Source organism: Sphingomonas zeicaulis (assembly GCF_050433225.1).
Classification (GTDB): domain Bacteria; phylum Pseudomonadota; class Alphaproteobacteria; order Sphingomonadales; family Sphingomonadaceae; genus Sphingomonas_D; species Sphingomonas_D zeicaulis.
The window spans coordinates 466,640-492,875 of the sequence record NZ_JBNPXQ010000003.1; the positions used below are offsets into that span (position 1 = coordinate 466,640).

The following is a 26,236-nucleotide window of genomic DNA, read 5'->3' on the forward strand; positions in this document are numbered from 1 at the left end:
GCAAACACACCCGCTTCGACCGTCGGGTCAGCGCATTCTGTTAGCGCTATCAGTTTGCGATACGGGTCAGACCAGCGATCGTCAAGTACTGACCATCCGGCATGACATATTGGTCGACCATCTGTGGCGCGGATGCGACAGTATCATCCGCGCGCGGATCTGCGCCGGAGGGACTTAAGGGGGCGTAACGGGGGCGATAAGGGTGTCTAAAGGGGGCGATAAGGGTGTCGCCGGATATGCGAAAGGGCAGGCTTTTCGGCGCCTGCCCTTTCACCGGATGCGTCCTCCCGACGTCGTGCGCCGGGAAGAGAGGATTACAGCGCTTCGACCGCCGCCAGCGCGCCGGAGCGTTCGATCGTATCGAGGCGCGTCGCGATTGCGGCCTTCGCCTCTTCGTCGAGCGCGATCCCCAGCACGCCGAGCAGCGCCTCCACGCGGTCCGCAACAGTCGCGGCTGCGGCGTTCGCCGCCCCCAGGGCTTCGGCGAGCGGATCGTCGACCGTGAAGCGCTCACCCGCATCGGTCACGCCGGCCTGCCAGCGCATCCACGCCGCCACCGCCAGCGCCAGCGCGCCAACTGACTGGCCCCTGGCACGGCGTTCCGCGATGCCGGCCAGCAGCCGCTGTGGCAGCTTCTGCGAGCCGTCCATTGCGATCTGGCGCGTGCGGTGCTGCAGCGACGGATTGGCGAAACGCGCCATCAGCTCGGCGCGATAAGCCGGGATGTCGAGCCCCGCCGGCGGATCGAGCGTGTCCTGCGCCTCGTCCCACAGCGCCTCGACGAAGCGGCGGCCCGCGGGGCGGCTGACGAACTCGTGGACGAACGCATCGCCCGCGAGCCCGCCGAGATACGCGATGCCCGAATGCGACCCGTTGAGCAGGCGTAGCTTGGCGTCCTCCCACGGCGCGACCCGATCAGTGAGTTGCACGCCGAACGCCGCCAGATTGGGGCGTTCACCAGCGAACTTCTCCTCGACCACCCACTGGGTGAAGGGCTCGGTCTTCACCATCGCGCGATCCTCAAGGCCCAGCCGTTCGGCCAGCGCCGCGATGTCGGCATCGGTGGTCGCCGGCACGATCCGGTCGATCATCGTCGCCGGGAAGGCGCATTCCTCAGCGATCCACGCGACCAGCGATTCGTCGTGCGCCATCGCCATCGCCAGCACCGCGTCACGCAGCAGCGCGCCGTTGTGCGGCAGATTGTCGCACGAGATCACCGTCAAGGGCGCCAGCCCGGCAGCACGGCGCGCGGCAAGGCCGGCGACGATGAAGCCGGGCGCGGTGCGTGGTGCCTCCAGCGAGGCCATGTCGTGTGCGACATCGGCATCGTCGGCGAGCAGCCCGCCCGTCGCCCGATCGAGCTTGTAGCCCTTCTCGGTGATGGTCAGCGTCACCAGATGCGTGTCGGGCGACGCGATTGCGGCGACGACCGCGGCGGGATCCTCGGGTGCCACCAGCACAGTCTGTACCGCGCCGATGAGTTGCGCCTGTTCCGCGGTGCCGTCACGAACGAGCATCGTGTAGAGGCCCTCCTGCGGCACCATCTGGTCGCGTACGCCGGCGGAACGCAGCGAGACGCCGATGATCCCCCACCGCAGATCGCCGGAATTCAGCGCGGCTTCGAGATAGGCGGCCTGGTGGGCGCGGTGGAACGCGCCGATGCCGAGGTGGACGACCCCCGCCTTGACCGCGGCGCGGTCATAGGCGGGGCGGACGACGTCGGCGGGAAGCCGGTCGAGTGTTTCGGTCGAGAGTCTCACAGCTGATATGCCGCCTTCACGAGGTCATAGGCCAGGGCGCGGGCGACTTCATGCGCCTCGTCTTCCGGCAGGCGATGCTCGGCGACGAGCTGGGCCAGCCATACGCAATCCATGCGACGTGCGACGTCGTGACGCGCCGGGATCGACAGGAAGGCGCGGGTGTCATCGTTGAAGCCAACAGTGTTGTAGAAGCCGCCGGTCTCCGTCGCGCGCTCGCGGAAGCGGCGCATGCCCTCCGGGCTGTCATGGAACCACCACGGCGGGCCAAGCCGCAGCGACGGATAATGGCCGGCGAGCGGCGCCAGTTCGCGCGAATAGACATCCTCGTCGAGCGTGAAGAGGATCAGCGTCAGGCGCGGATCATTGCCGTAGCGATCGAGCAGCGGCTTGAGCGCCTTGACGAATTCGCCCGCGGTCGGGATGTCGCCGCCCTTGTCGCGGCCGAAGCGCGCGAGCACCGCGTCATTGTGGTTGCGATGCACAGCCGGGTGAAGCTGCATCACCATGCCGTCCTCGACGCTCATTCCCGCCATTTCGGTGAGGATCTGCGCGCGGAACAGCTCGGCTTCCTCCGCCGTCGGCGCGTCGAGCACCTTCGCGTAGAGCGAGGCTGCCTCTTCCGGCGACAGGTCGGCGGTCAGCGACGACGGATGGCCATGGTCGGTCGAGGTCGCGCCAGCTTCGCGGAAGCGCGCGCGGTGAAAGCGATGCGCGGCGAGATAGCCAGCATAGGTCGCGGCATCCTCCCCCGCGGTTTCGCAGAAGCGGCGGACATTCTCGGCGAAATTCTTGGCTTCCGGATCGACCACCGGATCCGGCCGGTAAGCGGTTACCACGCGACCTGTCCATCCGCTCTCGCGAATCGCCTTGTGATGCTTGAGCGGGTCCAGCGGGCTCTCAGTCGTCGCGATCACCTCGATATTGTAACGCTCGAACAGCGCGCGCGGGCGGAAAGCGTCGGTCTTCAGCGCCGCATCGATCGTGTCGTAATAGAGATCGGCGGTCTCGGGCTCGAGGATCACGTCCAGCTTGAACACCTCGGCGAACACCCAGTCGAGCCACATGCGCGAGGGCGTGCCGCGGAACAGGTAATAATTCTCGGCGAAAATCTTCCAGATGCCGCGCGAATCGGTCGAGGTCGGGCTCCCGTCTACCGTTGGCACACCCAATTTCTCGAGCGGAATGCCCTGGCTGTAGAGCATGCGGAACACATAATGGTCCGGCACGATCAGCAGGCTCGCCGGATCGGTGAACGGCTCGTCATAGGCGAACCACGACGGGTCGGTATGGCCGTGCGGGCTGACGATCGGCAGATCCTTCACCCTTTCGTAAAGCGAACGCGCGATCGCGCGCACGGTCGGATCGGCGGGAAACAGCCGATCTGGGTGGAGGGCAAGCGGTCGGGTCATGCCGTTTTACTCATCTGGACATCCGCGTAGCGCGGATTGAGGCGGTGGATCACGACGAGCGCGAAAAGATACGCGACGCCGCAGGCTACGAAGAAAGGCTCATAGCTGCCAACGGTGTCAAGAAGAACACCCAAAGATTTGGAAGCGATGAAACCACCCGCTGCCCCAGCGAAACCGCCGAGCCCGATCAGCGTGCCCTGCGCATAGCGGGGGAAGCTGTCCCCCGGCAGCGCGAACAAATTGGTCGAGAAGCCCTGGTGTGCGGCGCAGGCGAGGCCGATCAGCACCACCGCGATCCAGATATTGCCCGCCTGGGCCGCGAACATCACTGGTAGCGCGAACAGCGCGCACACGAACATCGCCTGCTTGCGCGCCCGGCCCGTCGCCACGCCGCGCTTCATCAGGTTCGAGGAATACCAACCGCCGACGATCGCACCGGCGTCCGCGAGCAGATAGATCGCGACGAGCGGCGGGCCGAAGCTCTTGAGATCATAGCCATATTGCTTGTTGAAGAAGTCCGGCAGCCAGAACAGGAAGGTCCACCACACCGGATCGATCAGGAAGCGCCCGGACATATAGGCCCATGTCTGGCGGTGGCGCAGCACCTGCCCGAAGGTGGCGCGACCGACATCCTCGGCAGGCTCTGCGGTCACATAGGCGCGCTCCTCCGCTGACAATGTCGGATGCTCTTCGGGCCTGCGGTAGAAGCGCCACCATGCAGCCAGCCAGACGAGGTTGAGCAGGCCGGTGATGATGAACGCCCAGCGCCAGTCGAGCAGCATCCCGGCGACAATGAAAGAGACGAGCAAGGGCGTGACGATCGCGCCGACATTGGCGCCGGCGTTGAAGATGCCGATCGCCAGCGCGCGTTCCTTCTTGGGGAACCATTGCGAGACCGCCGCCAGCGCCGACGGATATGTCCCCGCCTCGCCCAGCGCCAGCGGGATGCGCGCAATGACGAAGCCGGTGGTGCTGGTGACGAGCGTCTGCGCAAAATGGCCGAGCGTCCAGCTTCCCATCGCCAGCAAATAGCCCATGCGCGGGCCGATGCGGTCGATCAGCCAGCCGAAGGCGAGGAAGCCGATGCCGTAGAAGACCTGGAAATAGCCGGTGACGTCGCCATAGCCGGTGTTGGTCCAGCCATAGAGCGTCTCGAGCTGGGGCTTGAGCACGCCCAGCACCAGCCGATCGATGTAGGACAGCACGACTGCCAGGAACAGCAGTCCGCAGATGAACCAGCGAATGCGCCCCGCCGGCCGCGGCACCTCTGCCACGGCGGTCGCGGGGGCATCGGCTGCGGCGTCGGCGGTCTCGCTCATCGGATCACCAGCTATGCAACGTGCCGTCTTCCAGCCGGTTCACCGGCAGGAAGGCGCGCTTATACTCATAGCCCTTGGCCAGTTCCTCGTCGATGTCGACGCCGAGGCCCGGGGCATCGCCCGGGTGCATCATGCCATCGTCGAAGCTGTAGCTGTGCGGGAAGACCGCGTCGGTTTCGGGCGTGTGGCGCATATATTCCTGCACGCCAAAGTTCGGCACCGAAAGGTCGAAGTGCAAAGCCGCCGCCATGCACACCGGCGACAGGTCAGTCGCGCCGTGGCAGCCGGTGCGGATCTGGTAGAGGTCGGCCAGCGCCGCGATCCGGCGGAGATGGGTGATGCCGCCGGCATGGACCACGGTCGCGCGGATATAGTCGATCAGCTGGTTCTGGATCAGGTCCTTGGCGTCCCAGATCGAGTTGAAGATCTCGCCCACCGCCAGCGGTGCTGTCGTGTGCTGGCGGATCAGGCGGAACGCTTCCTGGTTCTCCGCCGGGGTCGCGTCCTCCAGCCAGAACGGGCGGTACTGCTCCAGATCCTTGCCCAGCCGGCCCGCCTCGATCGGGGTCAGGCGGTGATGGATGTCGTGCAGCAGATGCACCTCCCAGCCCAGCGCCTCGCGCGCCGCCTTGAACAGTTCGGGCACGATGCGGAGATATTTGGAGGTGCTCCAGACATTCTCGGTCGGAAGATCCGCGTCGGCCGGCTCGTAGAAGTAGCGATCCTTGGAGACGCCATAGGTGCTCGGCATGCCCGGCACGCCGCACTGGATGCGGATCGCCTTGTAGCCCTGCTGCTGATAGTCGAGCGCCGCCTCGATCGTGTCCTCGATCGTGGTGCCGTTGGCATGGCCATAGACCATCACGCCTTCACGGCTCGCACCGCCGAGCAGCTGGTAGACCGGCAGCCCCGCCAGCTTGCCCTTGATGTCCCACAAAGCCATGTCGACCGCGGCAATCGCGGTCATCGTCACCGGGCCGCGGCGCCAGTACGCGCCCTTGTAGAGATACTGCCAGATATCCTCGATGCGATGCGCGTCGCGGCCGATCAGGCAGGGAATGACATGGTCGGTCAGATAGCTGGCGACCGAAAGCTCGCGGCCGTTCAACGTCGCGTCGCCGACGCCGGTGGTGCCGTCATCGCACTCGATCTTCAAGGTCACGAAGTTCCTGCCGGGGCAGGTGACGATAACGCGGGCGTTGACGATCTTGGGCATAATGTCCTCAGACGATTTCGAGAGTGGTGGTCTGGACGTCGCGGCTGTTCGCGCCGACCATGATGTCGAACAGGCCCGGCTCGATCACTTCGCGCTGGCTGGCATCCCAGAAGCGGAAGGCCTCGGGGCCGAGCTGGAAGCGGAGGGTACGGCGTTCGCCGGGTTTCAAGGTCACGCGCTCGAAACCCTTGAGCTCCATTACCGGGCGCGCGACCGACGAGACCTGGTCACGGACATAGAGCTGGACGACCTCGTCCCCCGCGCGCTCGCCGACATTGGCGACATCCACCTCGACGGTCACATTGCCGGCAATGGCGATGCGGGGTGTCGAAAGGCGCGGCGCCCCGATCTCGAATCTCGTATAGCTGAGCCCGAAGCCGAACGGGAACAAGGGCGTCTTGTCGGCGAACAGATAGCCGCGCCGCGCCGAGGGCTTGTGATTGTAGAAATAGGGAATCTGGCCGACGTCGCGCACCACGGTCACGGGCAGCTTGGCGCCCGGATTGACGTCCCCGAATAACGCCTCCGCAATCGCGGTGCCCCCCTCTTGCCCGACATACCAGCATTCGAGCAACGCGTTGGCATCCACAACGACACTCGGCCATGACGGGGGACGGCCGTTGAGCGCGACGACGACCACCGGCTTGCCGGTCGCCTTCATCGCCGCGAACAACGCATTCTGTTCGCCGAGCAGGTCGAGATCGGTGCGGTCGCCGAGATGGTTCTTGGCATAACCCTCGCGGCTGGTCTGTTCGGTGTCGCCGATCGCCAGCAGGATGATGTCCGCTGTCTTTGCCACCGCCACCGCTTCCGCGATGAGCTGATGATTTTTCGCGGGATCTGCGAGCAGCACCTCGTTGGCGGAGCGATCCTCGCTTTGCGTGATGAACACGCCCTGCGCATGGACGACCTCAGCCTTGCCGGCGAGACGCGCCTTCACAGCCTCCAGCAACGAGACGGGCTTCGTCGGCAAGGACGAATAGCCACCCAGCCGCGCGACCGCGGCGTTGGGCCCGATCACCGCAACGCGCTTATGGGCGCCGGGCGCAAGCGGCAGAGTGCCGTCGTTGACCAGCAGCGCGATCGAGCGCCGCGCCGCCTCCAGCGCCAGCGCCTTCGCCTCGGCATTGGCGGTCAATCGCCTGGCGGCAGCGGGATCGACCGGCGCCGCCTCGAACAGTCCGGCGCGGAACTTCAAGGTCAGCATCCGTCGGCAGGCCGCATCCACCGCCGCCAGCGGCACCTTGCCCGCGCGCACCTGATCGGCGAGCGCGCGATAGGCCACGCCATCCGGCAGGTCGCTATCGACGCCGGCGACCAGCGCCTGCCGTGCCGCATCGCCCATGTCCGCCGCGACATGGTGGAAGGTCGCAAGTTCGGGGATCGCCGCGTAATCGCTGACGACCGCGCCGTCGAAACCCCATTCGCCGCGCAGCACCTCAGTCAGCAGCCAGCGATTGCCATGCGAAGGCACGCCGTCGATCTCGTTATAGGATGGCATGACCGCGGCAATGCCGGTGCGCTCGACGACGGCGCGGAAGGGCGGGAAGAAACTTTCGCGCAGTTCGCGCCGGCCGATCGGCGCGGGCGCGACATTGTTGCCCGACAGCGGCTGGCCGTGGCCGGTCATGTGTTTGAGCGTCGCGAACACCTTGCCGGGCTGGAGAATGTCGCTGCTGCCTTGCAGTCCCTCGACCGCGGCCACGCCCATCTCGCTGCAGAGGTAGGGATCCTCGCCGAACGTCTCCTCGATGCGCCCCCAGCGCGGATCCCGTGCGATATCTACCACCGGCGACAGCGCCAGCACGGTGCCGTGCGCCCTCACCTCCCGCGCGATCACCGAACTCACCTGGCGCATCAGATCGGGATCGAAGCTGCCGGCCAGCGCTATCGCCTGAGGGAAGCTGGTTGCCTCGGGCGCCATCAGCCCGTGCAGCGCTTCCTCGTGAAACAGGATCGGGATGCCGAGGCGGCTGCGTTCCCGCGACCATTTCTGGGCGGCGTTGACGAAGGCGATGGTGTCCGCTGGCGCGCGCCAGCGGCCGGTGACGTCGGTGCCGGTATTGGTGGCGGTCGCGGCACCGCCCCGGTCCGACGGACGGGCGATCTGGCCGATGCCGTTGGGATAAGCGGTATCCGCCTTTGCCGGATCGAAGGCGCTCGCCTCGTCCATCACGTCGCGCTTGGTGGTCGACAGGGTGATGAGCTGCGCCACCTTCTCGTCCAAGGTCATCCGCGCCATCAGGTCCCGCACGCGCAGGTCGATCGGCGCGCGCGCATCCTTGTAGAGCGGCGCGTCGCCGCGCGCGGCGGCGGGCAGGAAGGCCAGCAGCGAGGCACCGGCGGCCCAGCGGAACAGCTCGCGGCGCGTGTTCATTGCGTCACCGTCAGCGTGGCGGCCTTGAGGTCCACCGAATTGGCGCCGGTCATGATCTCGAACTCCCCGGGCTCCACCACCCGCTCCATCCGGTCGTTCCACATGCGCAGATGCTCCGGGGTGATGGTCAGTGTCACCGTGCGCGTCTCGCCCGGTGCCAATGTCACGCGTCTGAAGCCCTTCAGCTCCTTAAGTGGCCGGGTGACCGACGATTGCTTGTCGCGGATGTAGAGCTGCACCGTCTCGTCGCCTGCGCGGGCACCGGTGTTGGCGACGTCGACCGATACGGTCACACTGCCGCCCGTGCGGATGCTGGCCGCCGAGAGGCGCGGCGGCGACAGGGTGAAGCTGGTGTAGCTCAGCCCCCAGCCGAACGGGAACAAGGGCTCGGTGCTGTCGAACAGATAGCCGCGGCCCGAGGAAGGCTTGCGATCATAGGTCAGCGGCAACTGGCCGACATCGCGCGGGATGGTGACCGGCAGTTTGCCGCCCGGATTGACCGTGCCAAACAGCATGTCCGCCATCGCGGCACCGCCCTGCTCACCGAGATACCACCCCTCGACCAGCGCATTGGCCTCATCGGCGATCTTCATCGTCGAGGCCGGGCGGCCGTTGATCAGTACCACCGCGATCGGCTTGCCCAGCGCCTTCAGCGCATCGAACAGCGCCTGCTGCTCGCCGACCAGATCGAGGCTCGGCCGGTCGCCCAGATGCGTATTGCCCCATCCTTCGCGGCTGGTCTGCTCGGTGTCGCCGATCGCGAGGATGATCTTGTCGGCGCCGCGAGCCGTCTCCACCGCTTGCGCAATCAGCCGGCGATTGGCCTCGGGATCGGCGAGCTTCACCTCGTCCGCCCACCAATCGTCATTCTCGGTGATCTTCACGCCCTCGGCGAACAGCAGCCGGGTGCGCCCGTCGAGCCTGGCGCGCAGCCCGTCGAGGATTGATACGGTCTTCGGCGGTTGGCCATAATAGCCGCCGAGCCGCGCCACGCCGGCATTGGGGCCGATCACCGCAATCGTGCCGCCTTCGGCCAGCGGCAGCATGCCGTCATTCTTGAGCAACGTGATCGCGCGTTCGGCCGCCTTGCGCGCCAGTGCGCGGGCCGCCGGGGTGTTGGTATCCGCCGCCGCCTTCGCTGCATCGGCATAGGGCCGCTCGAACAGCCCGGCGCGGAACTTCAGTTCGAGCATCCGGCGCACCGCGCGATCGACCGCGGCTTCGCTCACCCGCCCATCGCGCACCGCTTTCTCAAGCGTCGCGTAGGACAGGCCCTCGGGCAGGTCGCTGTCGACGCCGGCTTCGAGCGCGCGCATCGCCGCCTCATCGAGCGACGCGGCGATGTGGTGCAGGCTCTGGAGCTGGTCGATCGCGGCATAATCGCTGACCACGGCGCCGCGGAATCCCCACTCGCCGCGTAGCACATCCTGCAACAGCCATTTATTGGCATGGCTGGGGACGCCGTCGATCTCGTTGTAGGATGCCATCACCGCCTCGATCCCGGTCCGGGTGACCACCTGCTCAAACGGCGGGAAGAAGCGCTCGCGCAATTCCCGCTCGGAAAGCGGCGCCGGGCCGACATTGGTGCCGCTCTCGGGCTGGCCATGGCCGGTGAGATGCTTCAGCGTGGCGAACACCCTGCCCTTTTCCAGCATCCGCGCGCGGCCGGGGCCCTGCAGCCCCTCGACCGCGGCGACGCCCATCTCGCCGACCAGATAGGGATCCTCGCCGAACGTCTCCTCGATGCGACCCCAGCGCGGATCGCGCGCGACGTCGACGACGGGCGAGAGCACGAGGCTCACACCCCGCGCCGAGATTTCCTTCGCGATGACTTCGTTCACCTGCCGGATCAGTTCCGGATCCCAGGTCGACGCCAGTCCGATCGCCTGCGGAAAGCTGGTGGCGCCGAGGGCGGCATAGCCGTGCAGCCCCTCTTCATGAAACAGGACTGGGATGCCCAGCCGCGTCTCGCCCACCGCCCAGCGCTGCAGTGCGTTGACCAACGCCACCGTCTGGCGCGGATCACGGCCGGGCACGAGCCGGGGAGATCCCCCGCCCTTTGCGTCGGATGGCCGGGCGAACTGGCCGAGACCGTTGGGAAAGCGCGCGCGGAGCTTGGCAGGATCGAGTTGCAGCTTGTCGTCAAGGATCGCGATCTTGCCGTCCCAGATACACAGGATCTGCGCGATCTTCTCGGCCAGTGTCATCCGCGCAAGCAGATCGTCGACACGTTGCTCGACCGGCAGCGAGGCGTCGCGATACGGCGCCGTCACGGGCGTCTTGGCCGTCTGGGCGACCACGGGAGATACGGCTGTCATGATCGCAGGCAGCGCCGTAGCCAGCGCCAAGGTTGCGACGATGCGATTCAAAACACCCCTCCTGCTTTTCGATCCGGCGCTTGCATACGCTCTTGATAGCGGTAACATGCGCGAGACCAGACGCGGTTGTCAACCGCGCCAAAAGGATGATGGAGAGGAACGGTATGACCAGGCGGTTTCAACTGCGCAGAGCGGCGGCGATGCTAGCCGGTGCCGCGGCGCTGACGCTAGCGACCGCCGCGCATGCCGAGGACGGGTACCGCCTGTGGATGCGCTATGACGCCTCTGCGGGTGCGCAAGTCGAGGTGCGCGGCAAATCGCCGACCCTGGCGATTGCCTCCGACGAATTGCGGCATGGTCTGACCAAGGATGCCGGACCGGTGGTGATCGCTCCCGCGACCGATGCCGCGGTTGCCGCCCTCAAGCTTCCGACCGGCGCACTCGGCCGCGAAGGCTATCTCGTCCGCCGCGTCACGCTCGCCGGCCGCCCGGTCACCCTGGTCACCGGCAACACCGATGTCGGTGCGCTCTACGGCGCCTTTGCGCTGCTGCGTCATCTCGGCACCGGCGGCACCACCGCCGATATCGCGCTGAGTTCGGCACCCAAGATCAAGCTGCGCGTGCTCAACCATTGGGACAATCTCGATGGCGTGGTCGAGCGTGGTTATGCCGGCCAGTCCTTGTGGGACTGGTGGACGCTGCCCGACTTCAAGGATCCGCGCTACGCCGATTATGCCCGCGCCAACGCGTCGCTCGGTATCAACGGCACCGTCCTCAACAACGTCAACGCCAAGGCGGAGAGCCTCACCGCTCCCTACATCGCCAAGGCGGCGGCGCTAGCGGATGTGTTCCGCCCCTATGGCATCAAGGTCTATCTCTCGGCGCGCTTCTCCGCGCCGATCGAGCTCGGCGGGCTGAAAACCGCCGATCCGCGCGATCCCGCGGTCGCTGCGTGGTGGAAGGCCAAGGCCGACGAGATCTACCGCACCATCCCCGATTTCGGTGGCTTTCTGGTGAAGGCGAACAGCGAGGGGCAGCCCGGTCCGCGCGACTATGGCGCGACCCATGCCGAGGGCGCCAACATGCTCGCCGCCGCGGTCGCGCCGCATGGCGGCATCGTGATGTGGCGCGCCTTCGTCTATGCCGATACCGATCCCGACGATCGCGCCAAGCAGGCCTATAGCGAGTTCAAGCCGCTCGACGGCAAGTTCGCGGACAATGTGCTGGTCCAGGTGAAGAACGGCGCGATCGACTTCCAGCCGCGCGAGCCCTTCCATCCGCTGTTCGGCGCGATGCCCAAGACGCCGCTGATGATGGAATTCCAGATCACGAAGGAATATCTCGGCTTCGCCACCCACCTCGCCTATCTCGGGCCGCTGTTCGAGGAAACGCTCGACGCCGACACCCAAGTGAAGGGCAAGGGATCGACCGTGGCCAAGGTGGTCGACGGTGCGCTCGAGGGCCACAAACTTACCGGCATCGCCGGCGTCGCCAATATCGGGCGCGACCGCGACTGGTCCGGCTCCAGCTTCAACCAGGCCAATTGGTACGCGTTCGGCCGCCTCGCCTGGGATCCCGACCTGTCCGCCGAGGCCATAGCGCGCGAATGGGCGCAGCAGACATTCGGTACCGATGAGCGCGTGGTGGAACCCGCGGTGGCGATGATGATGGCCTCTCGCGAGGCGGTGGTAGACTATACCGGCCCGCTCGGACTCGCCCATCTGATGGGCACCGGCCACCATTATGGCCCCGCCCCCTGGGTCTCGGAGCTCCAGCGGCCCGAATGGAACCCGGTCTATTATCACCGCGCCGACAAGCAGGGCATCGGCTTCGACCGAACCAGGACCGGCAGCAACGGCGTCGCGCAATATGCGCCGGCGGTGGCGAAACTCTTCGCCGATCCCAAGACGACGCCGGAACGGGATCTGCTGTGGTTCCACCATCTCTCATGGGACTGGAAGACGCAGTCAGGCCGCCCGCTGTGGGAAGAACTGGTCCACCGCTACGAGCGCGGTGTCGCCACTGTCGCCGACATGCGCCGCCAATGGGATGGCCTGAAGTCGCTGGTCGACGCCGAACGCTGGCAGAAGACCGCGACCTATCTCGCCGTGCAGGAACGCGAGGCCCGGTGGTGGCGCGACGCGAGCCTCGCTTATTGGATGTCGATCAACGGCCGCGCATTGCCGGCCGGCGTGGCGGCACCGGAGCATGATCTGGAATGGTACAAGTCCCAGCGCTTCCCCTACCCGCCGGGCAACCCGCAATAGGCAATCGCCCCTCCCCTTCAAGGGAGGGGCTAATTTTCCTCAACAGCTCTTGCCCGCGGCCCATTCGATCGCATTGCCGATCAGCCGCCGATGCGCGGGCTCGGCATAGGCCGAGCCATGATGCCCGAGCGCCGAGAATATCGATCGCCCTTTCACCACACAGCGCGTCCACACCATCGGGTGCACCCGCCCCATAACCAGCTTCTCGGGCAGCTTGTAGGTCGACTCGTCGACCGTCGCGAGGATGCGGGTACCGTTACCCTGCGGCAGTTTGTCGAAAGAATACCATTCCTCCACCCGTTCCCACCGTCGCGGCACGCCGCGCATCACCGGATGATCGGGTTCGACCACGTCGATGCGCGCCTGCTGGAACTGCTCGGGCTTTGACGTGTGGCCGATGAAGCGCGCATCGAGCAGCGCATCGCCGAACCAGGGCCATTCATGGCTGCCGTCGCCTGCGCCATGCAGCAGCACGACGCCACCGCCGCGCTCGACCCAGTCGCGAAACGCCGCGCGCTGTGGCTCGGTAAACAGGTTGCCGCTCGCCGAATTGAGTACGATCACCGAAAAGCGCTTCAGATCGCTGGGATTCATCACCGCTGCATTTTCGGTAACGAACGCATCCCGCCCCACCTCCTTGGCGATCTGTTCGATCGCGACATTGGCAGCGACGATCTGCTCTTCGTTTCTGAAGCCGTTGGTCTTGGAAAGCACCAGCACCGCTCCTCGCCGAAGCTGCGGGATCGTGGGCGGCGTGCTGTCCATCACCGGTTTCGGCCATGATTTGGGGTCTCTCGGCGGCGGTGCTGGCTGTACCGCTGCTGCCAACGCGAGCATTATCGCTAACATCGTCTCTCTCCTGATCTTGCCCACGGGCGTGAACTAGCCGTAACGAGTGTAGCGAAAGGATAAACATGAAAGAAAGCAGGGGATCCCGCCGCCAGCGCAATGCGCCCACGATCAGTGACGTGGCAGCACGCGCCGGCGTCTCGCCGATGACGGTCAGCCGCGTCATCAACGCCGAGGGCAATGTGCGCGAGGAGACCAAACGCCGGGTCGAAGAAGCGATCGCCGCGCTCAACTATGCGCCCAGCGTCGCCGCCCGCACCCTCGCCGGGGGTGAGGAGATCCGGATCGGCCTGCTTCATTCCAACCCGTCCTTCGCCTATCTCAGCGCCTTCCTCGTCGGCAGCCTCGATCAGGCGAGCCGCGCCAACGTCCAGCTCGTCGTCGAGAAGTGCGACGAGGATGGCAGCGAGGCCGCGGCGATCGAGCATCTTCTGCGCGGCCGTATCGACGGCATCGTGCTGCCGCCGCCGCTCAGCGATTCGCCACCCGTGCTCGCAGCACTGGAGGGCCGCGGCATTCCCGTGGTCGCGGTGGCGACCGGGCGCGCGCCGGATTGGGCGCTGTCGGTCAGCATCGACGACCGCCAGGCCGCCTATGACATGACCTGCCATCTCGTGCGGCTGGGCCATGCGCGCATCGGCTTCATCACCGGCAACCCCAATCAGACCGCCAGCGCCGAACGGCTCGATGGCTATCGCGCGGCGCTCGCCGACATGCAGTTGCCCGATGCGCCCGAACTGGTGGTGGAAGGGCTGTTCACCTACCGCTCGGGCCTCGACGCCGCCGACCAGTTGCTCGACGTGAAGGAGCCGCCCTCGGCGATCTTCGCCTCCAATGACGACATGGCCGCGGCCACCGTGGCGATCGCGCATCGCCGGGGGCTCGACGTGCCCAGCGACCTCACCGTTTGCGGCTTCGACGATACCGCGCTGGCGACGACGATCTGGCCCGAACTGACCACCATCCGCCAGCCGGTCATCGAGATGTCGCGCACCGCCGTCGACCTGCTGGTGCGCGAGATCCGCATGCGCAAGGCGCCGGCCGGCCGGGTGAACCACCCGCATGTGCTCGCGGACTATGAACTGATCCGGCGTCAGTCGGATGCGGCACCGCGACGCCGGCCGAACACCCAGCGCCGCTGACCGCGGCGGAGGGTTGCAAGGGCGCGCGCATCGTGGCGCTTCGCGATCACGCAGCCCGGTGAAACGGTCGGATCGGCGGATCATCCGGCGCAGGCATCGTGCCCTTAAGCGACATTATCCGCGGTGCGCGCATGCCGGAATACGGATCTTTGCAATCAGGCCGGTTGCGCCGTTCGACAGGCGCAGCGTGCCGTCATGTGCGATGGCGATCGCGTTGACGAGGTTCAGCCCCAGCCCGAACCCGCCGCCCGCACGGGACCGGTCACCGCGGGTGAAGCGCCGCGTTAGTTCGGGAAGTTGGGCGTCAGGCACGCCGGGTCCATCGTCGCTGACCGTAAGTTCCGCGAAGCCTCCGTCGCGGCGCAGGTCGAGAGCGATGCGCGTGCCCGGCGGCGTATGGCGCAAGGCGTTCTCCAACAGGTTGACCAGCGCCTGCGCCACCAGTTCCTCATCGCCGACGATCCCTAGGTCGGGCTCGATCCGGCAGTCGAGCCTTTTGCCCCGATCCTCCGCCGCCGGCAGATAGGATTCGCACAGCGCACCGACGACAGCGCTCAAATCGATCGGACGGAAAAACTGCCTGAGCGTGCCTGATTCTACCTCGGAGATGCGCAGCAGCGCTCCGAACAGAGAGAGGATCGCACCCGACTGTGCGATCGCTGCCTCGACCTCGCAGTGCAGCTTCCCGTCGGACCCGGTACGCGCAAGCGCGCGCTCCAGCCGCTGGCGGAGATGCGCAAGCGGCGTGCGCAGGTCGTGGGCGATGTCGCTCGACACCTGCCGGAGATTGTCGATCAGCATCGAATTGCGATCGAGCATGAGGTTGAGCGTCGTGGCGAGGCGGCCGAATTCATCGTCGCGGTCGCTGATCGGCACGCGCTGGCTCATGTCGCCGGCGATGATCGCCTGCGCGGTGTCGTTCATCGCGTCGAGGCGTGAGCGGATCGCGCGGCTGAACAGCAGGCCGCCAGCGATACCGCCAAGCAGGATCGCGCCGATCCCGACCGCCAGGACCCATGCAGTGGTACGGCGCAGTTGCCGCGCCGGTTCCAGCTCGGCGACCACGGTCAACCGGCCGCCGTCGTTGAGCGCAAGCGTGAGCGCCCGCGCGGCGTTCTTCTGACCATCGGGATCAGTGAACTCGATCGTGCGCCACCCCGGCGGCGGCGGCGAGATGCCCAGCTCGCCGCCTTGGCGGCCGCCACCGCGATCGACCAGCAGATAGCCGAGCGCGTTGACGCCGCGATCGTCGCGACGCTGCAGCACCGTTTTCAGCCGGTCGAGCCCGCCCTGTTCGTGGACGTCCTCCAGATAGTCCGCCTCGGCGCTGATCCGATCGTCGAGCTGGTCGCGCACCGCACGGTCCCCGACGAGATAGGCAGCAAGCCCGAGGAGCGCGGTCGCCAGCGTATAGAAAGCGATGAAATAGACGGTCGCGCGACGGGTCGTGCCGATGCTGTCGAGACCGATCCGCCTAAACATCGTCGCGCAGCAGATAGCCGACACCACGCACCGTCTGGATGGCGTCTTGCTCGAAACCGGCGTTCAGCTTCTGGCGCAGGCGGCTCATATGCGTCTCGACGATATTTGTCTGCGGATCGAAGTGGAAATGCCACACCTGCTCCAGCAGCATCGCACGCGACACCACGCTGCCGGGCTGGCGGATGAGTTGTTCGAGCAGTTCATATTCGCGCGGCTGCAGCACGATCCGGCGCCCGTCCCGCCACACCTCGCGGCGGATCCGGTCCACCTTGATCGAACCGCAGGAGGCGGAATCGCTAAGGCTGGCCTGCCCGCGACGGATCAGCGCGTCGATCCGCGCGCCGAGCTCGGCCATCGCGAACGGCTTCACCACATAATCGTCGGCGCCGCTGCGCAGGCCCTTCACCCGATCGGTGATCGCGCCCAGCGAGGTGAGCATCAGCACCGGCCGGTCAATCCCTTGCCGGCGCATATCGGCGACGAGCGTGAAGCCGTCGATATCGGGAAGCATGCAATCCACGATCAGCACGTCGAAATTCTCGGCCTGCGCGCGGCGGAAACCGGTCTTGCCCTCTACCGACACGACAAGGCTATGGCCCGCCTCCTCCAATCCATCGGTGATGTAGGCAGCCATTTCGGCATCGTCTTCTATGAGCAATAGGCGCATGGGCTTCCGGCTGCTGTTAGAACGACCTTCGCCGTAGCGCGACGGTCACAGCGATGTCTGGCCAAATCCTAGGCCGAAGATTGAATATTCCCAACCTTCAGCAAATCAGGCCCGCCTGTCACCGAACCGTCATCCGCCGGATCAAAGGGCCAGCCCGCACGACGCGAACGACGTCGACCTTCATCTCAGGGGGCTTTTTCCATGCGCTTGATCCGCACATTCTACTGGCGTGGCAGCTCTGCCGCGCTCGCCGTGGCACTCGCCGTACCGGGCATCGCCCATGCCGGCGAAATCACCGGTTCGGTCTCCGATGCCACTGAGACGCGCGCGCTGCAGGGCGCACAGCTGCGCATCGTCGAGCTCGGCCGCGTCGTCGAAGCCGCGCGCGATGGCAGCTTCCGCTTTCCGGACGTCCCCGCCGGCACCTACACCATCGAGGCGCGCTATGTCGGCACCGTGCCGGTGCGGATGACAGTCGAGGTCAGCGACGCCGCGCCGGCGCGCGCCAACATTCTGCTCGGCACCGACAGCGAGATCATCGTCGTCGGCCAGGTCGCCAATCTGTCGAGCAGCCTGTCGCGTCAGCGCGCTGCCGATGGCGTGGAGAGCGTAGTGACGCGTGACTCGATCGGTCAGTTCCCCGACCAGAACGTGGCGGAGTCGCTGCGCCGTCTGCCCGGCATCAACATCCTCAACGATCAGGGCGAGGGTCGCTTCGTCTCGGTCCGCGGCCTCGATCCCGAACTCAACGCCGCCTCGATCAACGGCACCCGCGTGCCCGCGCCGGAAAGCGACGTCCGCTCGGTCGCGCTCGACGTCATCCCCTCCGAGTTGATCGCGTCGATCGAGGTCAAGAAGTCGCTGACGCCGGACATGGACGCCGACACGATCGGCGCCTCGATCGAGATCAACACGACCAGCGCGTTCGACCGCAAGAAGGATCTCTTCTCGGTCAAGCTGGAAGGCAGCTACAATGACTATGCCGATGCGCTGACCCCCAAGGGCAGCTTCGACTTCTCCAAGCGCATCACCGACAATTTCGGCATCGCCGGCGGCTTCAGCTATTATCAGCGCAAGTTCGAGACCGACAATGTCGAGGCGTCGGGCTGGGACGTGAACGACGATGGCGTCGCCTATGTCGAGGAAGTCCAGTATCGCGACTATGATGTCGAGCGGAAGCGCCTCGGCGGCTCGCTGAACCTCGACTGGCGGCCGAGCGCGTCGACCAAGCTCTATGCGCGCGGCCTCTACAGCCAGTTCAGCGACCAGGAATATCGCCGCGACCTGACCTTCATCATGGACGAGCCCGCACGCTCGGGCGACGCCGACAACGCCTTCTTTTCCGACGAGGATGGCCGCATCGAAGTCCGCCGCGGCATCAAAGACCGGTTCGAAAAGCAGCGCATCAAGTCGCTGACCCTGGGCGGAGAGACCGAGACGGGGCCGTGGAAGGCGACCTATTCGGCCGCCTGGTCCGAAGCGAGCGAGAAGGAGGACGGCTCGCTGGATCCCACCCGCTTCCGCGCGCGGTTCGAGGAGGACGGCGTCGACGTCAACTTCGATTATGGGAACATCAAGAAGCCGCTCTACAGCGTCACCGGCAACACCGATCTGTTCAACGACCCCGAAACCTACGGCTTCAACCGCATCGAGCGCACCGCGCTGTCGGACTCGCGTGACCGCGAATACACCGTCCGCGGCGATCTCTCGCGCGCCTTCGCGACAGATACCGGCACCTTCACCATGCAGGGCGGCGTCAAGGCGCGGTGGCGCAAGAAGAGCTATGACTTCCAGCTCGAATTCTATGACGATTATGATGGCGACTATACGCTCGCCGACGTGCTCGGGAAGCAGACCTATCGCATCACCGATCTCGGCCCGATCGGCTCACACACTGCGCCGCGCGATTTCTTCGAGCGCAACCGCAGCGGCTTCTCGATCGATCCGATCGAGACCGCGCTGGGCAACGCCTCGTCCGACTATGCGATCGATGAGGATATCCTCGCAGGTTACCTGCTCGGCCGGTGGGACAGCGATGTGGTACGCGTGGTCGGCGGACTGCGCATGGAGCGCACCCGCAACGACATCCGCGCCTTCCTGACCGAAACCGATGGCGACGACGTCACCGTCACCCCCAACCGCTTCGCGCGCGACTATACCGACTGGCTGCCGAGCGTCACCGTCCGCTACGAGCCGGTGCGCAACGTCGTCCTGCGCCTGGGCGGCTTCAAGAGCCTCGTTCGCCCGAAGCTCTCGAACCTCGCACCGCGCTTCCTGCTCAACGAGGATCGCGAGGCGGAATTCGGCAACCCCAACCTCTCGCCCTATCGCGCCTGGAACCTCGACGCCTCGGCAGAATGGTATTTCTCCAGCAACGGCGCGCTGACCGCGGGCGTGTTCTGGAAGTCGATCAAAGACTTCGTCGTCGAGCAGCGCGACTTCGAGCCCGGCACCGCCTATGGCATCGACTATACCGAGGCACTGACCTTCGTGAACGGCGAGACCGCCAAGGTGAAGGGCGTCGAGCTGAGCTACAGCCAGGTGTTCAGCTTCCTGCCCGCGCCGTTCGACGGGTTGCTGGTCAACGCCAACTACACCTACACCGACGCCACAGGCACGGTGATCAGCTATGATGACGATGACATGGCCTATAACCGCAGCATCGCGCTGCCGGCCGCGTCGAAGCACACCTTCAACGTCGTGCTGGGTTACGAGAAGGGCCCGGTCTCGTTGCGCGCAGCGGGCACCTATCGCGACAAATATCTCGACGAGCTGGGCGGCGCCGCCAACGAGGATCGTTTCATCGCCAGCCAGTTCCAGCTCGACCTCAGCGCGAAGTATCGCATCACCAAAGGCGTGCGGGTGTTCGCGGAGTGGGTCAACGTCACCGACGCGCCTTATTACGCCTATCAGAACTTCGAGGGCCGCCGTCGCCTGCTGCAATATGAGCAGTATAACTGGACGGCGAAGTTCGGCATCACCGCCAGCTTCTGATCGATCGGAAAGACTGCGCCGCTGCCCCGCATCATACGGGGCGGCGGCTTCCCATTCTCCAAACCGGGGCAGCCCCATGCACATCCGCTTTCATAACTTCCGCCGCATGGCCCTTGCCGCCCTGCTGGCGACGGCCGCCGCGGCAAACGCCCAAGGCCCCATCCCCCGTTCCGCCGGCACCCCCTACGCCCCGCGCAACCTTGCCGACCGCATCGTGCTTACCCCCGCAGCCGATCCCAGCCGCGAGATGGCTGTCGCGTTCCGCACGGATGCTGCGCAGCAATCGAGCGAGGCGCAGATCGCGGTCGCGGTCGACGGCCCCACGCTGGAGGAGAAGGCCGTCACGATTACCGGCACTGCCGGGGTGCCGATCGAAAGCACCAACGGCCCGGCGCTCTACCATCACATCCGCTTCGCCGATCTCCAGCCCGATACGGTCTACGCCTATCGCGTGAAGGGCAGCGCGGGCTGGAGCGAATGGTTGCAGTTCCGCACCGCCGCGGCCGAGGCGCGGCCGTTCCGCTTCCTGTATCTGGGAGACATCCAGAACGGCATCCTCACCTACGCCTCGCGCGTGATTCGTCAGGCGTTCCACGCCAACGGCGGCATCGAACTGGTCGCCCATGCCGGCGACCTCGCGGCGCAACGCGACGATCTCGACCACGATGATGAGTGGGGCGAGTGGAACCAGGCCGGCGGATATAATTACGCGATCGTGCCGCAGATGCCGGCCACCGGAAACCATGAATATATCGATGTGGCGCTGCCCAACGGCGCCGAGAGCCGCAAGCTCGGGCCCTATTGGCCGCTGCAGTTCGCGCTGCCCAACAATGGCGCCGCGCCGGTGAAGGCGACGACCTATTTCGTCGACTATCAGGGCGTGCGCTTCATCGTCCTCGACGGCACGTCGGCGATCGATCTCGGCACGATGCAGGCGCAGACGCGCTGGCTCGACGAGACGCTGGCCGCCAGCAAGGCGCGTTGGAACGTCGTGTTGTTCCACCAGCCGGTATTCACCTGCGCGCGTTCCAAGGACACTACCGAAGTGAAGAAGGCGTGGAAGCCGATCTTCGACAAGCGCAAGGTCGATCTCGTGCTGCAGGGCCACGACCATTGCTACAGCCGCCTGACCGTCGACGCGGGCCGCGACGCCGGCAAGGCGGCGCGCGCCAAGGGAGCAATCCAGGGGCCCGTCTATCTCGTCTCCGTCACCGGCTCAAAGATGTACGGCCTCAACGACCGTGCCCGCACCCAGCCCGACAAGACCGCCGAGGCGACCGAACTCTACCAGATCGTCGACGTGGCTGCGGACCGGCTGACGTTCCGCACCTTCACCGCATCGGGCAAACTCTACGACGGCTTCGAGCTCGAACGTGGAGCGGACGGCAACAACCGGCTGTTCGAGATCGACGAGCCGATGATCGCGGTGCGGACGTGCAACGGCGACATGGGACCGGACGGCGGACGGTGCGTCGCGCGAGGCAAGTAGGACCCCCCGACGCCACGCGCCTTCCGCCCGTTGTCGGACGAAGGGCGCGCGCGTCGAGCGAGGATCAGGCTTCGATCCGGTCCCCGAAAACGGGGTCGGTTCGCAGCCGTTCCCACGCATCATCGATAATCGCCTCGGCCATGCCTTGCCGCGCCGTTCCCTCCAGATGCAGGAAACGGAGATCGGCAATCCCCATCGTCAGCAGTACGTCGCGCAGATAACCCGTCAGAAGGTCGGGCTGCAGCGCCGACTGATGGCTCACAATCCCGCCGGACGTGACGACCACCAGGGTCGGGCGATCCTGCAGCAGGCCGAACTTGTTGCCACCCTCGCTGCCGAAGCTGCGGCCGAACCGCAACGTATAGTCGATCCACAGCTTCAACGATGCGGGCACCGCGAAATTGTGCATCGGCGTCGCAATCACTAGCCGATCGGTCTGCTCGATCTCCCGGATCAGCGTTTCCGACAGCGCGAACGCCGGATCGTCATGCGGCCGCTGGCCGAGGATCGCCTCGACATAGGCCAGCGGCAGCACAGGTTCGGCCAGCAGCGAAAGATCGCGTTCGACCAAAGTGGCTGCCGGGTTCGCCCCCAGCATCGCCGCGCAGACCTGCCGGGCGAACCGATACCCCCGCGACGCATCGCCATAGGGGCTGGCGTTGATGAGCAATGTCCTCGTCATTGCCGCACTCAGGAGAGGTTCGCCTTGTCGAGCCCATAGAGCTTGTCGGTCGATCCGGGCACGAAGGCATAGGCGATCGACTGGCGGTTCCAGGCGTTGATAACCATGATCTGGAACGTCAGGTCAGCGACTTCCTGCTCCGAAAACGCCTCGCGCACCGCGGCGAAGGCTTCGTCCGAAATGCCCCCGGCAGGCAATTTCGTCAGTTCCTCGGTCCATGCCAGCGCCGCGCGCTCCCGCGCGCTGAACAGCGGCGATTCATGCCACACCGCCACATGGTGGATGCGCAGTTCGCGCTCGCCGCCGATCCTGGCTTCCTTGACGTGCATGTCGAGGCAATAGGCGCAGCCGTTGAGCTGCGAGGCGCGGATGTCGACGAGGTGGAGGATGGCGTGCTCGATGCTGCCATGCTTCACCGCCATCGAGAATTCGACCATCTTCTTGAAGATCGCGGGGCTCTGCTTTGACGGGTCCAGTCGCAGGGTCATGATCATGTCCTATTGTTCGGCCGTAAACGGCGTTTTTGGGCCGGCGTTGGCGGGCAGGCGGGCATGTCTCGCCCGCCCGCGCCGCTGCTCACTTGCGGATGAAGGCCAGCAGATCGGCGTTGATCGTGTCGGCGTGCGTCGTCAGCATGCCGTGGGGGAAACCCTTGTAAACCTTGAGTTCGCCCTGCCGGAGCAGCTTGACCGAGAGAAGCGCGCTGTCTGCGATCGGCACGACCTGGTCGTCGTCGCCATGCATCACCAACGTCGGCACGGTGATCGCCTTCAGATCCTCGGTCTGGTCGGTTTCGGAGAATGCCTTGATGCCCAGATAATGCGCATTGGCGGCGCCCATCATGCTCTGGCGCCACCAGTTGTAGATCATGCCTTCCACAGGCTTCGCGCCTGGACGGTTGAAGCCGTAGAACGGGCCACTCGGCACATCGAGGTAGAATTGCGAGCGGTTGGCGGCGAGCGACTTGCGGAAACCGTCGAACACCTCGACTGGGGTGCCGCCCGGATTGCTCGCGCTCTTCACCATGATTGGCGGGATCGCGCTCATCAGCACCGCCTTGGCGACCCGGCCATGGCCATAGCGCGCAACATAGCGCGCCGCCTCGCCGCCGCCGGTCGAATGACCGATATGGACGGCGTTCTTCAGGTCGAGATGGTCGGCGACCGCCGCGGCATCCTGCGCATAGGTATCGATGTCATGGCCGTTGGTGACCTGTTCCGACCGGCCATGACCGCGCCGGTCGTGCGCGACGACGCGGTAGCCCTTGTCGAGAAAGAACAGCATCTGCGCATCCCAGTCGTCCGACGAAAGCGGCCAGCCATGGTGGAAGCAGATCGGCTGCGCATCCCTGGGCCCCCAATCCTTGAAGAAGATCTCGGTACCGTCCTTCGCCTTCACCGTGGCCATCGTCATATCTCCCGTCATGTTGGGTTGGGCGTGAGCGCGGCCGGCGACCGGCCCCGCCGAAATCATGATCCCCGCGAGCGTCATGCCTCCCAGCACGTCGCGGCGGTTCGTCTCGAACATCATCGGATTGAAGGTCCCGCTGGGGGGAAGCATGGGCGTTGATCCTTTCCCGAGAGGCATCTGGCCGCTCGTGATGATCCTGGACGCTTGCGCGGCGCCCTGATCGACGACCGCGAAAATAACGACCGCCGCGACTGCGGACGACCCGATGGAGGGCAAGGTCGGGCTATACGAAGGGGTAGGTCGAACGCGCCGAAATCTTCGGCTTCAGACAGATCAAGCTGCGATCGCGACGTCCAAAACGGCGCGAAAGTGACACGCGTTACAGTGAAATTCAGCCCGCGCCCCGAGTCGCTGCCCGACTGTACGGCGTCGGTCGCGCGTCGCCTGCCCCGGGTCTATGCAAGGCGAGCTCCGATGTGAATCGCGGGACGGCGCAAAAATGCCCTCGAAGAGAGCAGTCCGATCTGCCCTACTTCCCCATCGCCTCCGCCGGCGCCTCGTCCGCAACGGACACCCGCACCTTGTCGATCCGGCTCGGCAGCACCGATTGCACGGTGAAGCGCAGCCCCTCGCGTTCGATCGTTTCGCCCACGTCGGGCATCCGGCCGAACTCGAACAGCAGATAGCCGCCCAGAGTGCCGTAGCGGCCGGAAGCGGTCAGCGGGCGGCGGTCGAGGGCTTCGGTCAGTTCCTGCAGCGCGATCGAGGAATCGGCGTCGATCGTGTGATCGTCCACCCGCTGCCATTCCGCCTCATCCTCATCCTCGGCGAGGTCGCCGGCGATCGCGGCGAAGATGTCGGTGGTGGTGACGACGCCCTCGATATTGCCGCGGCCATCGACGACCACCGCGAAGCGTTCGCCGGTCTCGCGCAGGATATCGGTCAGCCGCAATGTCGAGATATCCTCGGAAACCACCAGCGCGCGTACTGCATGGCGACCAAGATCGGGTTCGTCGCGCATCAGCGGCGGCAGGATGGTGCGCGCCTCGACCACGCCGAGCAGATTGTCGATGCTGCCGCGGCACAGCAGCACGCGGGTGCGGCCGCTTTCGATCAGGCGGGTCAGGTTGGTTTCGGGCGCTTCCTCCACGTCGAGCCAGAAGATGTCGGCGCGCTCGGTCATGATCGCCTTCACCGGCAGCTCCGCGAGCGCGATAACGCCATGAATCATCTCGCGCTCTGCGGGCTGGAACGCCTCTTCCTCCGCCTCGCCGGTCGCACCGCCAGCCTCGGGCTCATGCGAGGCGCCATCGGCGTCGAGGCGGCTCGCCGGGGTGAGCAGGCGATAGATGCCGTCGGCGGCGCGTTGGCGCAGCGGCAGCTGATCGAGCGCGCGGCGACGGTTGTGGGTGCTGATCTGGTTGAAGCCCTCGATCAGGATCGAGAAACCGATCGCCGCATAGAGATAGCCCTTGGGCAGATGGAAGCCGAAGCCTTCAGCCACCAGGCTGAAGCCGATCAGCAGCAGGAAGCTGAGGCACAATATGATCACCGTCGGGTGGCGACCGACGAAGGCGGTGAGCGGTTTCGAGGCGGCGATCATGATCGCCATCGCGATGACGACCGCCGCCATCATCACCTCGAGATGCTCCACCATGCCGACCGCGGTGATGATCGAATCGAGCGAGAACACCGCGTCCAGCGCGATGATCTGCGCGATCACCACCCAGAAGGCGGCATGAACGTGGGCGCTGCTGCCATGATCGGGCGCGCCTTCCAGCCGCTCGTGAATCTCGCTGGTTGCCTTGACGAGCAGGAAGATGCCGCCGCCCGCCAGGATGATGTCGCGCCACGAGAAATCGAAGCCGGCGACCGAGAAGACGGTGGCCTTGAGCCCAACGATCCAGGCAATGCTGGCAAGCATCACCAGCCGCATCCCCAGCGCAAGGGTCAGCCCCAGCAGGCGCGCCCGATCGCGCTGATGCGGGGGCAGCTTGTCTGCCAGGATCGCGATGAACACCAGATTGTCGATGCCGAGCACCACCTCCAGCACGATGAGCGTGGCAAGCCCCGCCCATATTGAGGGATCGAGCAGCATCTCCATTGTCGTTCAGGCTCCTGCGTTGAGGCCGCGATCGGGGGCGGCCGGCGATTTCATGGCTGGGGTCACGGATTGCGCCCCCGCTTGCGGCGATTGCGATAGCGGGCGCTGCCGAGGATACGGGTGGTGATCGCCATGCCGCCCAGCGTGATCACGACGATGCCGACACCGAACAGGATCATATCTCCCTCGGTGATCCGCACATTCGGGCCGATGCTGTTGGCGGCAAGATAGCCGGGCGCGAACATCAGCGGCACCCAGAGGATGGCGGAAGCGATGTTGGCGATCTGGAACGGGCGCTTCTTCATTTCCATCACGCCCGCGACGAGCGGGATGGTCGCGCGGATCGGCCCGAGGAACCGGCCGAGGAACACCGCGGTGAAGCCATATTTGCGGAAGAACAGCCGCGCGCGCGCCACCATCGGGCGATGCTTGTTGAGCGGCCAGCGGCGGTAGACCGAGGGGCCGATGCGGCGCCCCATCCAGTAGGAGATCCAGTCCCCCAGGATCGCGCCGCCCATCGACCACAATATGATCGGCCAGGGATCGAGCACGCCGGTGCCCAGCAGTCCACCGATCGCGAGCATGACTGCTGTGGCGGGAATGAAGATGCCGACGATCGCCAGCGATTCGCCGAAGGCGAGGACGCCGACGATCGGCCCGGCCCAGAACCCGTGTGCCGTCACGAAGGCGGTGGCACGGGCGATGAAGTCTTCCACGGCTCAGCCCTCGCCCACGCCGGGGCGCATGGTTC

General features: G+C 65.9%; 18 protein-coding genes. 4 read left to right on the top strand and 14 right to left on the bottom strand.

The features are described from left to right. Window positions 1–314 precede the first annotated feature (314 nt). Genes FHS96_RS14870 through FHS96_RS14895 form a run of 6 tightly spaced genes read right to left on the bottom strand, consistent with a single transcriptional unit; the run spans window position 315 to window position 10,399 of the window. Window positions 315–1,760 (bottom strand): mannitol dehydrogenase family protein, encoded by a 1,446-nt coding sequence (locus tag FHS96_RS14870; RefSeq protein WP_429592893.1) that lies wholly within the window; start codon window positions 1,758–1,760, stop codon window positions 315–317. After that, entirely contained in the window at window positions 1,757–3,169 is a 1,413-nt protein-coding gene (gene uxaC, locus FHS96_RS14875; protein WP_429592896.1) for a glucuronate isomerase, read from the bottom strand. Before uxaC ends, FHS96_RS14870 begins: the two co-directional genes overlap by 4 nt. Further along, window positions 3,166–4,488: an MFS transporter gene (locus FHS96_RS14880; protein WP_429592899.1), complete on the bottom strand. Its 1,323-nt coding sequence runs from the start codon at window positions 4,486–4,488 to the stop codon at window positions 3,166–3,168. Before FHS96_RS14880 ends, uxaC begins: the two co-directional genes overlap by 4 nt. 4 nt (window positions 4,489–4,492) lie before the next feature. Continuing rightward, the gene (manD, locus tag FHS96_RS14885; protein ID WP_429592901.1) at window positions 4,493–5,704 is read right to left on the bottom strand and encodes a D-mannonate dehydratase ManD; all 1,212 of its coding nucleotides are present in this window, start codon (window positions 5,702–5,704) and stop codon (window positions 4,493–4,495) included. A gap of 7 nt (window positions 5,705–5,711) precedes the next feature. Next, on the bottom strand, window positions 5,712–8,081 hold the full coding sequence (locus FHS96_RS14890) for a glycoside hydrolase family 3 N-terminal domain-containing protein (protein WP_429592904.1): 2,370 nt from the start codon (window positions 8,079–8,081) through the stop codon (window positions 5,712–5,714). Next, window positions 8,078–10,399 (bottom strand): glycoside hydrolase family 3 N-terminal domain-containing protein, encoded by a 2,322-nt coding sequence (locus FHS96_RS14895; protein WP_429593078.1) that lies wholly within the window; start codon window positions 10,397–10,399, stop codon window positions 8,078–8,080. The genes FHS96_RS14890 and FHS96_RS14895 overlap by 4 nt, the downstream gene beginning before the upstream one ends. Before the next feature lie 164 nt (window positions 10,400–10,563). Here FHS96_RS14895 and FHS96_RS14900 point away from each other — a divergent pair, with 164 nt between their 5' ends. Further along, on the top strand, window positions 10,564–12,666 hold the full coding sequence (locus FHS96_RS14900; protein ID WP_429592907.1) for an alpha-glucuronidase family glycosyl hydrolase: 2,103 nt from the start codon (window positions 10,564–10,566) through the stop codon (window positions 12,664–12,666). A gap of 39 nt (window positions 12,667–12,705) precedes the next feature. Here FHS96_RS14900 and FHS96_RS14905 read toward each other — a convergent pair whose 3' ends face one another. Then, complete coding sequence (locus FHS96_RS14905; protein ID WP_429592909.1) at window positions 12,706–13,431, bottom strand: ThuA domain-containing protein; 726 nt, start codon at window positions 13,429–13,431, stop codon at window positions 12,706–12,708. A gap of 149 nt (window positions 13,432–13,580) precedes the next feature. On the opposite strand from FHS96_RS14905, the gene FHS96_RS14910 reads away from it, so the two are divergent. Next, window positions 13,581–14,657, top strand: a complete 1,077-nt coding sequence (locus tag FHS96_RS14910) for a LacI family DNA-binding transcriptional regulator (RefSeq protein WP_429592912.1) — start codon at window positions 13,581–13,583, stop codon at window positions 14,655–14,657. Window positions 14,658–14,771: 114 nt separating this feature from the next. Here the strand turns inward: FHS96_RS14910 and FHS96_RS14915 are convergent, their stop codons facing one another. After that, window positions 14,772–16,139 (bottom strand): sensor histidine kinase, encoded by a 1,368-nt coding sequence (locus FHS96_RS14915; RefSeq protein ID WP_429592915.1) that lies wholly within the window; start codon window positions 16,137–16,139, stop codon window positions 14,772–14,774. Further along, window positions 16,132–16,806, bottom strand: coding sequence for a response regulator transcription factor (locus FHS96_RS14920; RefSeq protein WP_429592917.1), 675 nt, complete (start codon window positions 16,804–16,806; stop codon window positions 16,132–16,134). The genes FHS96_RS14915 and FHS96_RS14920 overlap by 8 nt, the downstream gene beginning before the upstream one ends. Before the next feature lie 201 nt (window positions 16,807–17,007). Between FHS96_RS14920 and FHS96_RS14925 the strand changes: the two genes are divergently transcribed. After that, window positions 17,008–19,800 (top strand): TonB-dependent receptor, encoded by a 2,793-nt coding sequence (locus tag FHS96_RS14925; protein WP_429592920.1) that lies wholly within the window; start codon window positions 17,008–17,010, stop codon window positions 19,798–19,800. Between the two features lie 76 nt (window positions 19,801–19,876). Beyond that, a complete protein-coding gene (locus FHS96_RS14930; RefSeq protein ID WP_429592923.1) occupies window positions 19,877–21,289 on the top strand; it encodes a purple acid phosphatase family protein in 1,413 nt (470 codons plus the stop codon). Window positions 21,290–21,353: 64 nt separating this feature from the next. Here the strand turns inward: FHS96_RS14930 and FHS96_RS14935 are convergent, their stop codons facing one another. The 5 genes from FHS96_RS14935 to FHS96_RS14955 all read right to left on the bottom strand — a co-directional run bounded on the left by FHS96_RS14935 (window position 21,354) and on the right by FHS96_RS14955 (window position 26,201). Beyond that, a complete protein-coding gene (locus tag FHS96_RS14935; RefSeq protein WP_429592926.1) occupies window positions 21,354–21,971 on the bottom strand; it encodes an FMN-dependent NADH-azoreductase in 618 nt (205 codons plus the stop codon). Window positions 21,972–21,979: 8 nt separating this feature from the next. Continuing rightward, window positions 21,980–22,459 carry a carboxymuconolactone decarboxylase family protein gene (locus tag FHS96_RS14940; RefSeq protein WP_429592928.1) on the bottom strand — a complete coding sequence of 160 codons (480 nt, stop codon included), beginning with the start codon at window positions 22,457–22,459 and terminating at the stop codon, window positions 21,980–21,982. An 88-nt stretch (window positions 22,460–22,547) separates the two neighbouring features. Further along, window positions 22,548–23,378 (bottom strand): alpha/beta fold hydrolase, encoded by an 831-nt coding sequence (locus FHS96_RS14945; RefSeq protein ID WP_429593082.1) that lies wholly within the window; start codon window positions 23,376–23,378, stop codon window positions 22,548–22,550. A 532-nt stretch (window positions 23,379–23,910) separates the two neighbouring features. Next, window positions 23,911–25,485 (bottom strand): TerC family protein, encoded by a 1,575-nt coding sequence (locus tag FHS96_RS14950; RefSeq protein ID WP_429592931.1) that lies wholly within the window; start codon window positions 25,483–25,485, stop codon window positions 23,911–23,913. 62 nt (window positions 25,486–25,547) lie between these two features. Beyond that, on the bottom strand, window positions 25,548–26,201 hold the full coding sequence (locus FHS96_RS14955) for a DedA family protein (protein WP_429592933.1): 654 nt from the start codon (window positions 26,199–26,201) through the stop codon (window positions 25,548–25,550). Window positions 26,202–26,236 lie beyond the last annotated feature (35 nt).